The sequence below is a fragment of the Nonomuraea sp. NPDC001831 genome, assembly GCF_042892035.1.
Taxonomy (GTDB): domain Bacteria; phylum Actinomycetota; class Actinomycetes; order Streptosporangiales; family Streptosporangiaceae; genus Nonomuraea.
The window spans coordinates 1-14,124 of sequence record NZ_JBIATU010000009.1 but is presented as its reverse complement, the minus strand read 5'-3'; the positions used below and the strand labels follow the sequence as shown (position 1 = coordinate 14,124).

The window sequence follows — 14,124 nt, the reverse complement described above, 5'->3', positions numbered from 1 at the left end:
GCCCCCGCCCCCGGAAGGGAGGCGTGGGCGCCAAGTCCTGTCAGCGGTGGCGCCCCGCTCGCGCAGGGCACCTCCTTAGCCGACGACGTGCTCACCCGCCGGTCCCGCCTCGCCGCCGCGCGTCGTATCGCGGTCAAGGCCGAGCGGGTCGGCAAGCGCACCGGTACCGGCGTCGAGCGGCCCCTGCGCCAGCCTGGTCACCTCGGGGGGGACCGGCGGCGCGAAGTCGGCCACAAGGCGCAGCCCTGTGAGCACATCATCGGGTCGAACGGCAGGCGTCATGTGCCGAACAACCATGCGCAGTATGACACACGTCTGTCCTGGCACCTGAGCTGCGGTTCTGTCTGTTCCCTCGGACACCACGAGCCCCAGGACGGCCTCCCGCGCGTCGAAACGCCGGGGGCCCTTCTTGGTGAGGCGCTCGACCTCCACGGTGCCCGCCGCGAGGAACTTCTCCACCGCCGTCTCGGCGAGCTCGCGATCGGCCCCGGGCAGGCGTACCTCCCAGTCGGAGACCTCCAGGCGGTCGGCCAGCCCCCCTGGGCCGGCCTGCACGACGTCGAGCACGTCGAGACCGGGCGGCAGTGACGCGTCCAGGCTGGACTTGACCTGCTCGGGGTCGCACAGCCTGGTGACACCGATCTCGAGGTATTCGGCCTCGCTGGCGACGCCGGTCGGCGCTGCGCCCGCGTAGGAGATCTTCGGATGGGGCGAGAAGCCCGCGCTGAAGGCCACCGGAATGCCGGCACGGCGGACCGCCCTCTCGACGGCCCGCGAGATGTCGCGGTGACTGGTGAAGCGCAGACGTCCGCGCTTGGCGTAACGCACACGAAGGCGCTGCACCGTAGGCGCGGGCGGAGGCCCGTCGGGAACAGGTTTCAGAGCTTTGCGTCCTTCCCTTGTAAGAGTTCCTTCTCCCAGGATAAGCCGCCGCGACACGTGTACGTGTACGCCGTGACACGGCTCGCCCACTGAGCGCGCTAGACCACTGTGAGAGGAAGGAGCTTGCGTCCTGTCGGGCCTATCTGGATCTCGGTGCCCATGGTCGGGCAGACCCCGCAGTCGTAGCACGGGGTCCAGCGGCAGTCTTCGACCTCGCCGCCGGACACGGCCTCCTGCCAGTCCTGCCAGAGCCATTCGCGGTCGAGCCCGGCGTCGAGGTGGTCCCACGGAAGGACCTCGTTCTCGGCCCGCTCACGCGTGGTGTACCAGTCGACGTCGACGCCGGCCTTCTCCGCGGCCTGCATCCATCTGTCGTAGGAGAAGTGCTCGCTCCACCCGTCGAACCTGCCGCCGGCCTCCCAGACGGCCCTGATCACCGCGCCGACCCGGCGGTCGCCGCGCGAGAGCAGGCCCTCCACGATGGACGGTTTGCCGTCGTGGTAGCGGAAGCCGATGGCCCGGCCGTACTGCTTGTCGCCGCGCAGCGAGTCACGCAGCGCCTTGAGCCGCCGGTCGACGGTCTCGTGGTCGGCCTGCCCGGCCCACTGGAACGGGGTGTGCGGCTTGGGGACGAACCCGCCGATGGAGACGGTGCAGCGGATGTCGCGGCTGCCGGTCGCCTCACGGCCCGCCTGGATGACCTTCTTGGCCAGGTCGGCGATGCCGAGCACGTCTTCGTCCTGCTCGGTGGGCAGCCCGCACATGAAGTAGAGCTTCACCTGCCGCCAGCCCTGCGAGTACGCGGTGGTGACCGTGCGGATGAGGTCTTCCTCGGAGACCATCTTGTTGATCACCTTGCGCATGCGCTCGGAGCCGCCCTCGGGGGCGAACGTGAGACCCGAGCGCCTGCCGTTCCTGGAGAACTCGTTGGCCAGGTCGATGTTGAACGCGTCGACCCGGGTCGAGGGCAGGGACAGCGAGGTGTTGGTGCCCTCGTAGCGGTCGGCCAGGCCCTTGGCGACCTCGCCGATCTCGGAGTGGTCGGCCGAGGACAACGACAGCAGGCCGACCTCGTTGAAGCCGGACTCCTTGATGCCGTTGTCGACCATGGCGCCGATCGTGGTGATCGAACGCTCCCGCACCGGACGGGTGATCATGCCCGCCTGGCAGAAGCGGCAGCCGCGCGTGCAGCCGCGGAAGATCTCCACGCTGAACCGCTCGTGCACCGTCTCGGCCAGCGGCACCAGCGGCTTCTTCGGATAGGGCCACTCGTCGAGGTCCATCACGGTGTGCTTGTGCACCCGCCACGGCACCTCGGACCTGTTGGGCGCGACCCGCTTGATGCGCCCGTCGGGGTGGTAGTCGACGTCGTAGAACTTCGGCACGTAGACGCCGCCGGACTCGGCGAGCCGCATCAGCAGCTCGTCGCGCCCGCCGGGACGCCCCTCGGCCTTCCACTCACGGATGACCTCGGAGATGGCGATCGAGATCTGCTCGCCGTCGCCGAGCACGGCCGCGTCGAGGAAGTCGGCGATCGGCTCGGGGTTGAAGGCCGCGTGACCGCCGGCGAGCACGATCGGGTCGTCCTCGCCCCGGTCGGCCGCGTTGAGCGGGATCCCGGCGAGATCGAGCGCGGTCAGCATGTTGGTGTAGCCCAGCTCCGTCGAGAACGACAGGCCGAGCACGTCGAAGGCGCGCACCGGCCGGTGGGCGTCGACGGTGAACTGCGGCACGCCCTCGGCCCGCATGAGGGCCTCCAGGTCCGGCCAGACCGCGTAGGTGCGCTCGGCCAGCGTGCGGGGCAGCTCGTTGAGGATCTCGTAGAGGATCGCCACGCCCTGGTTGGGCAGCCCGACCTCGTAGGCGTCCGGGTACATCAGCGCCCACCGCACGTCGGCGGAGTCCCAGTCCTTGACGGTCGAGTTGAGCTCACCCCCGACGTACTGGATGGGCTTCTGCACCTTGGGCAGCAGCGCTTCCAGGCGGTGGAATATCGACTCGACAGGCATACCGTCCAGGGTAGCGGCGCGCGGACGGTGACAAATCCGGCCCACCGGCGGACGGCCCCCGTTACGCGCTCAGTTGAACGACTGCCGCCGCACTCTGATGGCCAGAAGCAGCCCTACCGCCATGAGGTTCGCGAACGTGGCAGTACCGCCATAGGACACGAAAGGCAGCGGCAGGCCGGTGATCGGCATGATCCCGATCGTCATCCCGACATTGATGAACGTCTGGAACGCGAACCAGCACACGATCATGCCCGCGACCAGCGTGCCGAACCGGTCGTCGCAGTGCCTTGCGACCTTCAGCCCGCGCAGCAGCACCACGCCGAGCAGCAGCACCACGGTGACCGACCCGATGAACCCGAACTCCTCCCCCGCCACCGTGAAGATGAAGTCGGTGTGCTGCTCGGGCACGAACCGGCCGGTCGTCTGCCCGCCGCCGAAGAGCCCCTTGCCCAGCAGTTGCCCGGAACCGATCGCGATCAGCGACTGCGTGCTGTTGTAGCCCACCCCGCGCGGATCGACCTTCGGATCGACGAACGCGGTGAACCGCGCCACCTGGTACGGCTCCAGCAGGTTGAACCAGAACACGCAGAACACCCCGGCCGCCGCCACGAGCACCAGCCCGACGATCCACCGCTTGCGCACGCCCCCGATCACCAGCCCGGCGGCCGTGATCACGGCGAGCACGAGCGCCGTGCCGAGGTCGGGCTGCAACATCACCAGCCCCATCGTGATGCCCGCCGCGACCAGGGCCAGCGTGATGTCGAGGCCGCGCGGCCGGTCGCTGCCCTCGGCGGGCTGGGCCAGCAGCATCGCGATGATCAGCAGCAGCCCGACCTTGGCGAACTCCGACGGCTGCACCGCGAACCCGCCGCCGAGCAGGATCCACGAGTGCGACCCGTTGATCGTCGCCCCCAGCGGCGTGATCACCAGCGCCAGCCCCACCAGCGACACCAGGAACACCAGCGGCGCGTACGCCCGCATCGCCCGATGGTCGACCATCGCCACCACGGCGCACAGGGTCACGCCGATGACCTCGTTGAGCAGGTGTTTCTTGACCAGCCCGGTGGCGCCGGGCGCCCACGTGCGGGTCGAGGACCACACCAGCAGGGTGCCGATCAGGCACAGCCCGGCCACCGCGACCAGCATCAGCCCGTCCATGCGGCGCACCACCGAGTGCTCGCCGATCGCCCGCTGGATGAGCGAGGGCCGCCGCGCGGCCACGGCGCGGTTCATTGGTGGATCACCGTCCCGTCGGGCGCGAACTTCGGCAGCTTGGTCGGAAGTCTTCCGCCGGGCACGGCGGCCGGCTCCCCCTTGAAGCCGTAGATGCCCTCGTAGATCTCGCGTGCGGCCGGCGCAGCGGTCGAGGCGCCCATGCCACCCTGCGACACCATGACGACCACCACGAACTGCGGATTGTTGGTGGGCGCGAACGACGCGAACCACGAGGTGTCCTTCTTGCCCCACACCTCCGCGGTACCGGTCTTGCCGCCGATGCGCACCTTGTCCATCGGGAAGCCGGTGAACGCCCCCGCCGCGGTGCCGTCGGAGGGCACCTGGCTCAGCGCGTTCTTGATGTAGTTACGCTCCTTGTCACTGATCGGCAGCTTGCCGACCACCGGCACGTCGATGGTCTTGACCACCTTGCCGTCGGGCCTCACCTGCGCCCACCCGATGCGCGGGCTGCGGACCTTGCCGTCGCTCACCAGCGCCATGTACGCCCGCGCGAGCTGCATCGGTGTCACCAGGACGTCGCCCTGCCCGATGGCGAAGTTGGCCGAGTCACCGGGCCGCAGCAGGAAGCCCTCGGTGCAGTTCTCCAGCGCCAGGCGTTTGAGGAACTCGGCCCGCGCCCGGTCCTTCTCCTCCGGATATCCCTTGCGCGACCGCTCGCAGCTCGTGGCGCTGGTGCGGTTCCACAGGTCCTTCTTCCAGGCCCGGTCGGGGATGCGCCCGGAGGACTCGCCCGGCAGGTCGACCCCGGTCGGCCGGCCGAAGCCGAAGGCCCTGGCCGTGTTGGCGAACACCTCCTTCGTGCGCTTCTTCGGGTTGCGCCCGCCGTCCTTGAGGTACTGCTCGTACGCCGCCCGGTAGAAGATCGTGTCGCACGACTTGACCAGCGCCGTGTGCAGGTTCATCTGCCCGAGGCCGATCCCCCGGAAGTTGCTGAAGGACCGGTCGCCCACCATGTAGGCCCCGGGGCAGTCGTACGTGCCGTTGAGCGGATACCCGGCCCGCAACATCGCCGACACCGACGACACCTTGAACGTCGAACCGGGCGCGAACTGCCCGTTGATCGCCCGCGACACCAGCGGCTTACCCGACTTGTCCGACAACAGCCACTGGTATCCCTTGGCCGAGATGCCACCGGCCCAGATCTCCGGGTCGTACCCCGGCGCGCTGGCCACCGACACCACCCGCCCGGAACGCGCGTCGAGCACCACCGCGGCGCCGCCGTCGGCCCCGGGCGCGTTCTTCATCGCGTGGGCGAGCGCCTTCTCCGTCACCGCCTGCACCCGCGCGTCGATGCTGGTCACCAGGTGGTCGCCGGCGACCGGCGGCACCTGCTCCTCGACCCCGAGGGCCTTGCCCATCCGGTCGACCTGCACCCTGCGCAGCCCCGACTTGCCACGCAGCGCGTCGTCGTAGACGTACTCGATGCCGTCGCGCCCCGCCAGGTCGACACCGGAGAAGCTGGCCTTGAGCCCCTCGCGCTTCTCCAGCTCCGCCTCGGTCACCGGCTGCAGGTAACCCAGCATCTGCGCCCCGGCCCGGCCGCCCGGGTACTGCCGGACGGAGTGGATCTCCGCGGTCACCCCCGGGAACTCCTCCTGCCGCTCCAAAATCTGCAACGCCTCGCGCGTGTCCACCTTCTCGTCCAGCGGAACCGGCTGGTACGGCGACCCCGTCCAGCACGGCTTGCCCACCCCCGGCCCGCAGGGCGTGATGCGCTGCCGCAGGTCCTTGACCGGCCGGTCGAGCACCGAGGAGAGCCTGCGCAGCACGCTCATCCCCCCGCCCGGCATCCTGTTCAGCTTCGTCCGGTCGACGGACACGACCAGGGCCGTGCGGTTGCGCACCAGCGGACGCCCCGACGAGTCGAGGATCTGCCCCCGCACCGCGGGCACGATGACCGTGCGCGTCCTGGTCTCCATCGCCCTGGTCACGAACTCCTGGCCGCGCACGACCTGCACCTGCCACAGCCGTACGGCCAGCACGACGAGCAGCAGCACCACCAGGACGTGCAGCACCAGCAACCTGGTACGCATGCGGATCATGTCGAGTACCTCGGCTGTCTCCCCCGGGTGGCCAGCCAGATCACCACCGGCGCCACGATGAGCGTGTAGAGGACGGTGACGGGCACCTGCTGCGTGAGCGTCGCCAGCGACACCCGCGGATCGGACAGCAGCCCGGCCACCCCCACCGCCACCAGCGGCGCGATCAGCACGCACAGCACGACGGTCGTAGCCGGCCCGCCCGCGCCACGCCCCGCCACATAACCGACCACGGCCAGCACGAACGCGTACTGGCCCATCAGATGGGCCGTCGGCGGCACCAGGTCCACCAGCAGCCCCGAGAAGAATCCGACCATCGCCCCCGCCACCGGCCCGCGCTCGAGAGCCATGCCCACCACCGCCAGCAGCACCAGGTCAGGCGCGCCGCCCGCCGGCAACGGCAGCCGGTTGACCAGCATGACCTGTGCCAGCAACGCCAGCACCACGACCATCGCCCCGATCACCGCGCCTCCGTCCCCGCCGAAAGCAGCACGCTTCTCATCCCCCGATCACCACACCAGCAGCGACCTCGCCGGAGGCCGTGCCGTCGCCGATCACCGCGCCCCCTCCTTGGCCGGCAGCACCGCGTCACGCGGATCCCGCTTGGGCCCTTCGACCACCACCCCGACCACGTCGAGCGCCGTCAGATCGGCGAACGGCCTGGCGTAGGCGATCCGGGTCAGCTCCCCCGGCGTCGACTCCACGCGTTCGATCACCCCGATCGGCACCCCCGGCACGTACGGCCGCCCGTTCTTGGAGCCGAAGCTGACGATGCGCCCGCCCCGCTCCATCGGCGCCGTCGAGTCGAGCAGCCGGAACTGCACGAGCCGCCCGTTCTCGCCCACCCCGTGCACCACGCCGATCTCCTGGCCGCCTTCCAGCCGCCCCCCGGCGGCCGAGGCGGGGTCGCTGAGCAGCACCACCGTGGAGGTGGCCGACGAGGCGTGGATGACCCGGCCGACCAGCCCGTCACCGTTGAGCACCGTCATGTCGGGACGCACCCCGTCACCGGTGCCCACGTCGATCTGCACGCTGTCCTCGAACCCCGGCTGCCCGCGCCTGGCCACCACGTTGGCCGTGACCACCTTGTAGCCGCCGGTGCCGGAGAGGCCGAGCAGCTTCTTCAACTCCGCCGAGCGGGTGGCGTCGAGCGTGCTGGAGGACAGCCCGGCCCGCAGCCTGGCGTTCTCCTCCTGCAGCTGCTCGATGTGCCGCTGCGCGCTGGGCGCGCTGGCCAGGGCGTGCAGGAAGCCGCCGACGGGACGCACCACGCCCCCGCCGAACCGCTCGGCCGCGCCGAACACCCAGGACCCCGCCGAGCGCAGCGGACGCAGCGGTGAGCTGTCGCCCGCACGATGGTCGATGGTCAGGACGACCAGCGCCGCCATCAGCAGCACTCCCAGGATCAGCCGGGCCCGGCGCGAATCTCTCATCAGTGCCGCGACTCCGGAACGAGCACCTGCTGCAGGGCCTCGAACTCCTCGGCGCACTTGCCCGAGCCGATGGCGACCGAGTCGAGGGCGTTCTCCACCAGGTGGACGGGCATGCCGGTCTCGGCCTTGACCCGCTCGTCGAGGCCCTTGAGCAGGGCACCGCCGCCGGTCAGGGCGATGCCTCGGTCCATGATGTCGCCCGACAGCTCCGGCGGGCACTTGTCGAGGGTGGTCTTCACCGCGTCGACGATCGCGTTGACCGGCTCCTCGGTGGCCTTGCGGATCTCCTCGCTCGACACGATGATCGTCTTGGGCAGCCCGCTGATCAGGTCGCGCCCCCGCACCTCGGCGTGCGTCTCCTCGCCGTTGGGGCAGGCCGACCCGATCGCCATCTTGATCTCCTCGGCGGTACGCTCGCCGAGCATCAACGAGAACTCCTTCTTGGCAAACGTGATCACCGCCTGGTCGAGCTCGTCGCCGCCGATCCTGATCGACTGGCTGGTGACCACGCCGCCCATCGAGATGATGGCCACCTCGGTGGTGCCGCCGCCGATGTCGACCACCATGTTCCCGGTGGGCTCGTGCACCGGCAGCCCGGCCCCGATGGCGGCGGCCATCGGCTCCTCGACGATGTAGACCTTCCTTGCGCCGGCCTGGTATCCGGCTTCTTTCACCGCGCGCTGCTCGACGCTGGTGATGCCGCTCGGCACGGCGATGATGATGCGCGGCTTGGCGAAATGGCGTCGTCTGTGCACTCGTTGGATGAAGTAACGCAACATCCGTTCGGTGACGTCGAAGTCGGCGATCACGCCGTCCTTCAGCGGGCGGACCGCGACGATGTTGCCGGGCGTACGACCGATCATTCGCTTTGCCTCGATGCCCACCGCCACGATCTTGCCTGTGGTGGTGTTGATCGCTACGACTGACGGCTCATTGAGCACGATGCCCCGGCCACGCACGTATACCAACGTGTTGGCGGTGCCCAGATCGACCGCCATGTCACGGCCGAGAAACGCGAGCTTGCTGCCCATGGGGAACGGAGCCCTCCGTATCGTCGTTCGCGAATGACTACGGATCGAATTCGAATCGTAACGTGACGTACCCACCAGTGAGCGCAATGAGCCCTCGCGCTCCACAAAAATCTCCAGCCCCTACCTCAACCTGGATTTTGCCCGAATTGCACCCACACGACCGGATCAACTGCGCCCACGCCTGCCAGACTCGGTGAACGCTACAACGTGCCGCCGACAAAAAGACGCGCCCGAACGGCGTGAAGCCGGCGGGCGCGCGGGTGGAGCTGACTGCTAGAAGCGGTCGGGGAAGAAGATCTTGATCTCCCTGGCCGCGGACTCGGGCGAGTCGGAGCCGTGGACGACGTTCTCGCCGATCTCCAGGGCGTGGTCGCCGCGGATGGTGCCGGGGGCGGACTTGACCGGGTCGGTGGCGCCGGCCAGCGCGCGGAAGGCCTCGATGGCGCGCGGGCCCTCAAGGACCATGGCCACGAGCGGCGCCGACGTGATGAAGTCGACCAGCTCGCCGAAGAACGGCTTCTCGGCGTGCTCGGCGTAGTGCGCCTTGGCGGTGTCGGCGTCGAGGGTGCGCAGGTCCATCGCCACGACCTTGAGGCCCTTGCGCTCCACGCGGGCGATCACGTCACCGATGAGGCCACGCTTCACACCGTCGGGCTTGATCAGGACAAGAGTGCGCTCGGACACGTGTGGTTCTCCTTTGAACAGATTCGGGTCGCGGCTACGGGCGCCTGGCCTGACCACGAGGGCGCTCCGCGGGACACGGGCCCTCGCGTCGCCATAGCCGTCGCTCAGCTTACCGTCCGCGCCCACACCCTCGGCGCCACAGGCATGACGCGCGCGGGCGAGGACTTCAGGACCGCTCGCCGTCCTCCGGCGAGGGCGCCTGCGGCGGCACCGCGGGCACCGGCTCGTCCGGATCGTCCTCCTCCGGCGCGGGCGAACCCTCGGGAGCGATCGAGCCCCACGTCGTGACCGGCTCCAGCGCCGCCCCGCGCTCGCGACCGGCCCCGACCGCGACCGCGACCTCCACCGGCTCGCCGCCGGACGGCGGCTCCTCCTCCCGGGACGGCCGCCGCCCCATCACCGCCGCCAGCACGATCACGCCCACCAGCAGGAACCCGCCGATCAACGCCCACCAGTGCAACGCGCCCACAAAGCTGTCGACCAGCTCCTGGCGCGACCCGACCCCCTCCAGCATCCACATCTGCACGCCGGTGCCCAGCAGATAGCCGGCCAGCACCCCGGCGACGCCCAGCGACAACCCGAACGCCGCCGCCCCGATCCCGATCTCGCCGAGCGTGGCCGTGACCGCCACGGTCGCCCCCACCGCGAGCAGCGTGAACGGCACCGCCAGCACCAGCCCGTCGGCCGACGGGACGACCAGCCGCACCGAGCACAGGCCGACCACCATCGCCAGCAACCCGAGCGGCACCGCGAGCCGCCCCGCGCCCTTGCCGAACATGCGCACGCCCACCCCGGCGACGACCGCGAGCAGCGCCGCCACCCCGAACGGCGTCCACAGCCCGCGCAGCCCAGGGCCGCCCAGACCGCCCATCTCCACCAACGTGACCTGCGCCGTGCTCGGCAGCAGCACCACCCCGACGGCCACCATCGTGTACGCGTGCGTGCGGCCCTCCGCCCGGCCGATCGAGCCGAGCGCCAGCAGCCCGGCGATCGCCACCCCCGCCAGCAGGAGCACCGGGACGACGCCCCACCCCGCGCTCGCCGTGCTGACCGCCACGACCGCGATGCCCGCCGCGGGCACGGCCGCGAGCAGCAGCCGGCTGCGCTCCCTGGCGTCCGGCGCGGGCGCGGGCCGCCTCCCGGCGAGCCTCCAGACCAGCAGGTACGCCGCCGCCAGCGCCAGCGCGACCCCGGTGACCATCGGGTACGGCTGCAGCGTGACCTTCCAGCTCGTCACGTCGACCAGCGGCCAGAGCGCGAACGCCTGAGCCTCCAGCAGGCTGACGCACAACACCCCGGCCCACAGGCCGCGCAGCGCGGGCGTACGGTCCCAGACCGCCACCAGCGTGGCCGGCACGATCAGGCCGCCGCCGACGCCGCGCAGCACGCGTACGACGCCGACGACCAGCTCGGAGGCCGCGTAGCCGCCCGCCGCGTCGGCCACCGCCACCAGCGCGAGCCCCGCGACCAGCACGTGGGCCACCTTCATCCGCCGCAACGCGACGGCCGCGAGCGGCACCGTCAGCATCAGGGCGGGCAGCGCCAGCCCGTGCGTACGGCTCAGCCCGATCTGGTCGAAGTCGCCCGGCAGCAGGTCGGCGACCACGGACAGCGTGTTGGGTATCGCGACGATCGCCAGCGGCAACGCCACGAGGACGAGCAGCCCGAGAACCACGTCGAGCAGCCAGGAATGTCTGAGGCCAGCCGGATGCGGCGACCGTTGAATCGGGGGGACGGCCATGTAGGCCGACTTTAGCGGGAAGTCACGCCCTCGACACGGCGAGCTACGATAATCGCGGTGATCCACAGCGCCGCGAAGATCGCGCCGAGGAAGAACATGGTCGGCACGAGGAAGCCCGTGGCGATGGCCAGCACCTGGATGACGCTGCCCATGACGTACCCGAAGGGCCGTTTGAGCAGGCCCGCGGCGACCACGCACAACACCAGCAGCCCGATGCCCACCGTGACGGCGAGCGCGGGGGCCACGCCGCCCACCGTGATCGCCACCGGCGTGATGAGCCCGGCCACGATGGCCTCCATGCCGAGCACGCTCGCGCCGAGCCTGCGCATGCCCGGTGTGACCTCGAAGTTCATCTCACACCATCCGCTTTGAGCAGATGCCGGGCATCTCCGGCCGTCACCACCGAACCGGTGATGAACACCCCGGTCCCGCTGAACTCGCCCTCAGCGTCGGCGATGCCGATGCCCCTGTCGAGGGCCTCGTCGAGCCGCTCGACGACGTGCACGCGGTCCTCACCGAACAGCGGCACGGCCAGCGCGGCGAGCTCCTGCGCCGACAACGACCTGGGTGAGGAGTTACGCGTCACCACGATCTCGTCGAGCATCGGCTCCAGCAGCTCCAGCAGGGTCTCGACGTCCTTGTCGCGCATGACGGCGACCACGCCGATCACCTTGGCGAAGTCGAACGCCTCGTGCAACGCCTCCAGGCTCGCCTCCAGCCCGCCGGGGTTGTGCGCCGCGTCGATCACCACCGTGGGCGTGCGCCGTACGACCTCCATCCGACCGGGCGAGGCCGCCTGGGCGAACGCCTGGCGCACCAGGTCGACGTCGAGCGGATCGTCGCCACCGGTCAGCGCCTCGACGGCGGCCAGCGCGCACACCGCGTTGCTGGCCTGGTAGCTGCCGTAGAGCGGCAGGTAGATCTCGTCGTAGACGCCCTTGAGCCCGCGCAGGGTGAGCAATTGCCCGCCCATCGCCATCTCCCGGCCGAGCACGCCGAACTCCAGCCCCTCGCGCGCCACCACCGCACCGACCTCGGCCGCGCGACGCATCAGCACCTCGGCCGCGGCCAGCTCCTGCTGAGCGAGCACGGTCGTGGCGCCCGGCTTGATGATCCCGGCCTTCTCCCCGGCGATGCTCGGGATGTCAGGACCCAGACGATCCATGTGATCGAGGGAGATGGGCGTGATGACCGACACCAGGCCGTCGGCGACGTTCGTCGCGTCCCACGACCCACCCATGCCGGCCTCGATGACCGCGACGTCGACCGGCGTGTCGGCGAACGCCGCGAACGCCATGGCCGTCAGCAGCTCGAAGAACTGGATGCGCCGGTGCCCCTGCGCGTCGGCCAGCTCGACGTAGGGCGCGATCTCCTCGTAGACCTCGGCGAAGCGCTCCTCGCTCAGCGGCTCACCGTCGACCGTGATGCGCTCGCGCACGGTGACCAGGTGCGGGCTGGTGAACCGGCCCACCCTGAGATTGCGCTCGCGAAGCAGCGCCTCGGTCAACCGCGCCGTGGTCGTCTTGCCGTTGGTGCCGGCGATGTGTATGACCGGGTACGCCCGCTGAGGCGAGCCGAGCAAATCCATGAGCGCAGCGATCCTGTCGAGCGTCGGCTCGAAGTCCCACTCGACGCCCCGCTCCAGGATGGCACGTTCAACCGCACGATAATCCACCCCTCAACCCTACTGACCACGCGTAGCGGTCTGGACGCGGGGCAAACATATCGTGAATCGTATAGAAAATTAGAGGGTACTCACCTCCGCCGCAGGGTGCCACCTTGGAGAACAGCCTGCTCTACCCCCCAGCAGGCGCTTTCAAGGAGGCCATCGTGGAAGGCGAGAACACTCGCGAGGAAAGGCAGCGCGGAATCACCAGAAAGGCGCTGTTCAAGGCGGCTCTCATAGCGACACCGGTCCCGTTCCTGATCGGCGAGGTGCCGGCCCTGGCCCGCACCATGGCCGGAACCGGCCAGCAGCTTGAGCCCACCCCGTTCTGCGACGACGGTGACGATCTCACGATCTCGCAGACCGAGGGCCCCTACTTCAAGCCCAACTCCCCTCAGCGCTCGACCCTCCCCGGTTCGGGAACCCCGCTGACGGTGAGCGGATACGTGTTCGGACTGTCGTGTCAGCCACTGGCGAACGTCCTGCTCGACTTCTGGCAGGCCGACGCCAACGGCAACTACGACAACGTCACGTACAACTTCCGTGGGCACCAGTACACGAACGCCCAGGGGGCCTTCAAGCTCACCACCATCGTGCCCGGCCTGTACCCCGGTCGTACGCGGCACATCCACGTCAAGGCGCAGGCTCCGGGCCGCGGGATCCTCACCACGCAGCTCTACTTCCCGGGCGAGCCGCGCAACAACACCGACACCATCTACGACCCGAGACTGCTCATGAACGTCCGCCCCGTCGGCTCGGGGAAGGAAGCGACGTTCGACTTCGTGCTCAACGTCCAGGGAGTGCCACCCACACAGACTCCCACTCCCACGCCCACGACTAGCCCGTCTCCGGGCGGCGGAACCTGGAAGGTTGGGGTGACCTACCAGGCGGGTGACCAGGTGACCTACGGCGGGTCGACGTACCGGTGCCTGCAGGGGCACACGTCAATGGCCGGTTGGGAACCGCCCAACGTGCCGGCCTTGTGGCAGCGCGTCTGACCCACTGGTCCCCGAACGCAAAAAAGGGCCACCCCGGCTGCTGGGGGTGGCCCTGTTCGTGTTGCCATGCCTGTGAACGCGAAGAAGCCCCACACGAACCGTGTGAGGCTTCTTCGAAAGATTGTCCGGCGGTGACCTACTCTCCCACACCCTCCCGAGTGCAGTACCATCGGCGCAGAGAAGCTTAACTTCCGGGTTCGGAATGTAACCGGGTGTTTCCTTCCCGCCATAACCGCCGTAACCCTATGAAACTATCAAACGGACAACCGCTTGTTGTTTCAGAATTGCCTAGTGGACGCGAGCAAGAAAATTTGTGGTCAAGTCCTCGGCCTATTAGTACCGGTCAGCTCCACACATTACTGTGCTTCCACCTCCGGCCTATCAACCCGGTCGTCTACCGGGAGC

Annotated in this window: 12 protein-coding genes and 2 rRNA genes; 1 reads left to right on the top strand and 13 read right to left on the bottom strand. The window is 69.5% G+C overall.

The window, feature by feature from the left end; genetic code table 11:
• Positions 1 to 75: 75 nt before the first annotated feature.
• The 11 genes from ACFYYW_RS27365 to ACFYYW_RS27315 form a co-directional block, all read right to left on the bottom strand.
• Positions 76 to 828 (bottom strand): TIGR03936 family radical SAM-associated protein, encoded by a 753-nt coding sequence (locus ACFYYW_RS27365; protein WP_352329263.1) that lies wholly within the window; start codon positions 826 to 828, stop codon positions 76 to 78.
• Positions 829 to 980: 152 nt separating this feature from the next.
• Positions 981 to 2,891, bottom strand: a complete 1,911-nt coding sequence (locus ACFYYW_RS27360) for a TIGR03960 family B12-binding radical SAM protein (RefSeq protein ID WP_352329261.1) — start codon at positions 2,889 to 2,891, stop codon at positions 981 to 983.
• 69 nt (positions 2,892 to 2,960) lie between these two features.
• The gene (gene rodA, locus ACFYYW_RS27355) at positions 2,961 to 4,124 is read right to left on the bottom strand and encodes a rod shape-determining protein RodA (protein ID WP_352329260.1); all 1,164 of its coding nucleotides are present in this window, start codon (positions 4,122 to 4,124) and stop codon (positions 2,961 to 2,963) included.
• The gene (gene mrdA / locus ACFYYW_RS27350; protein WP_364393154.1) at positions 4,121 to 6,169 is read right to left on the bottom strand and encodes a penicillin-binding protein 2; all 2,049 of its coding nucleotides are present in this window, start codon (positions 6,167 to 6,169) and stop codon (positions 4,121 to 4,123) included. The genes rodA and mrdA overlap by 4 nt, the downstream gene beginning before the upstream one ends.
• Positions 6,166 to 6,630, bottom strand: a complete 465-nt coding sequence (mreD, locus tag ACFYYW_RS27345) for a rod shape-determining protein MreD (RefSeq protein WP_352328456.1) — start codon at positions 6,628 to 6,630, stop codon at positions 6,166 to 6,168. Before mreD ends, mrdA begins: the two co-directional genes overlap by 4 nt.
• A 90-nt stretch (positions 6,631 to 6,720) precedes the next feature.
• Positions 6,721 to 7,599 carry a rod shape-determining protein MreC gene (gene mreC, locus ACFYYW_RS27340; protein WP_387652595.1) on the bottom strand — a complete coding sequence of 293 codons (879 nt, stop codon included), beginning with the start codon at positions 7,597 to 7,599 and terminating at the stop codon, positions 6,721 to 6,723.
• Complete coding sequence (locus tag ACFYYW_RS27335; protein WP_352328454.1) at positions 7,599 to 8,630, bottom strand: rod shape-determining protein; 1,032 nt, start codon at positions 8,628 to 8,630, stop codon at positions 7,599 to 7,601. Before ACFYYW_RS27335 ends, mreC begins: the two co-directional genes overlap by 1 nt.
• Before the next feature lie 273 nt (positions 8,631 to 8,903).
• On the bottom strand, positions 8,904 to 9,314 hold the full coding sequence (gene ndk / locus ACFYYW_RS27330) for a nucleoside-diphosphate kinase (RefSeq protein ID WP_352328453.1): 411 nt from the start codon (positions 9,312 to 9,314) through the stop codon (positions 8,904 to 8,906).
• A 166-nt stretch (positions 9,315 to 9,480) separates the two neighbouring features.
• Complete coding sequence (locus ACFYYW_RS27325; RefSeq protein ID WP_387652593.1) at positions 9,481 to 11,055, bottom strand: hypothetical protein; 1,575 nt, start codon at positions 11,053 to 11,055, stop codon at positions 9,481 to 9,483.
• Positions 11,056 to 11,066: 11 nt separating this feature from the next.
• Positions 11,067 to 11,408, bottom strand: coding sequence for a DUF4233 domain-containing protein (locus ACFYYW_RS27320; protein ID WP_364415668.1), 342 nt, complete (start codon positions 11,406 to 11,408; stop codon positions 11,067 to 11,069).
• On the bottom strand, positions 11,405 to 12,730 hold the full coding sequence (locus tag ACFYYW_RS27315) for a bifunctional folylpolyglutamate synthase/dihydrofolate synthase (RefSeq protein ID WP_387652591.1): 1,326 nt from the start codon (positions 12,728 to 12,730) through the stop codon (positions 11,405 to 11,407). Before ACFYYW_RS27315 ends, ACFYYW_RS27320 begins: the two co-directional genes overlap by 4 nt.
• Before the next feature lie 104 nt (positions 12,731 to 12,834).
• On the opposite strand from ACFYYW_RS27315, the gene ACFYYW_RS27310 reads away from it, so the two are divergent.
• Positions 12,835 to 13,719, top strand: coding sequence for a carbohydrate-binding protein (locus ACFYYW_RS27310; RefSeq protein ID WP_364393145.1), 885 nt, complete (start codon positions 12,835 to 12,837; stop codon positions 13,717 to 13,719).
• 123 nt (positions 13,720 to 13,842) lie between these two features.
• Here ACFYYW_RS27310 and rrf read toward each other — a convergent pair.
• Both rrf and ACFYYW_RS27300 read right to left on the bottom strand, forming a co-directional pair.
• A 5S ribosomal RNA gene (gene rrf, locus ACFYYW_RS27305) occupies positions 13,843 to 13,959 on the bottom strand.
• Positions 13,960 to 14,032: 73 nt separating this feature from the next.
• Positions 14,033 to 14,124, bottom strand: a 23S ribosomal RNA gene (locus ACFYYW_RS27300); the annotation flags it as partial.

Bases quoted from the DNA above. Each gene is read 5' to 3' on its own strand.
- ACFYYW_RS27360 (WP_352329261.1), bottom strand. From the start codon at position 2,891: ATGCCTGTCGAGTCGATATTCCACCGCCTGGAAGCGCTGCTGCCCAAG.
- rodA (WP_352329260.1), bottom strand. From the start codon at position 4,124: ATGAACCGCGCCGTGGCCGCGCGGCGGCCCTCGCTCATCCAGCGGGCG.
- mrdA (WP_364393154.1), bottom strand. From the start codon at position 6,169: ATGATCCGCATGCGTACCAGGTTGCTGGTGCTGCACGTCCTGGTGGTG.
- mreC (WP_387652595.1), bottom strand. From the start codon at position 7,599: ATGAGAGATTCGCGCCGGGCCCGGCTGATCCTGGGAGTGCTGCTGATG.
- ACFYYW_RS27335 (WP_352328454.1), bottom strand. From the start codon at position 8,630: ATGGGCAGCAAGCTCGCGTTTCTCGGCCGTGACATGGCGGTCGATCTG.
- ACFYYW_RS27325 (WP_387652593.1), bottom strand. From the start codon at position 11,055: ATGGCCGTCCCCCCGATTCAACGGTCGCCGCATCCGGCTGGCCTCAGA.
- ACFYYW_RS27320 (WP_364415668.1), bottom strand. From the start codon at position 11,408: ATGAACTTCGAGGTCACACCGGGCATGCGCAGGCTCGGCGCGAGCGTG.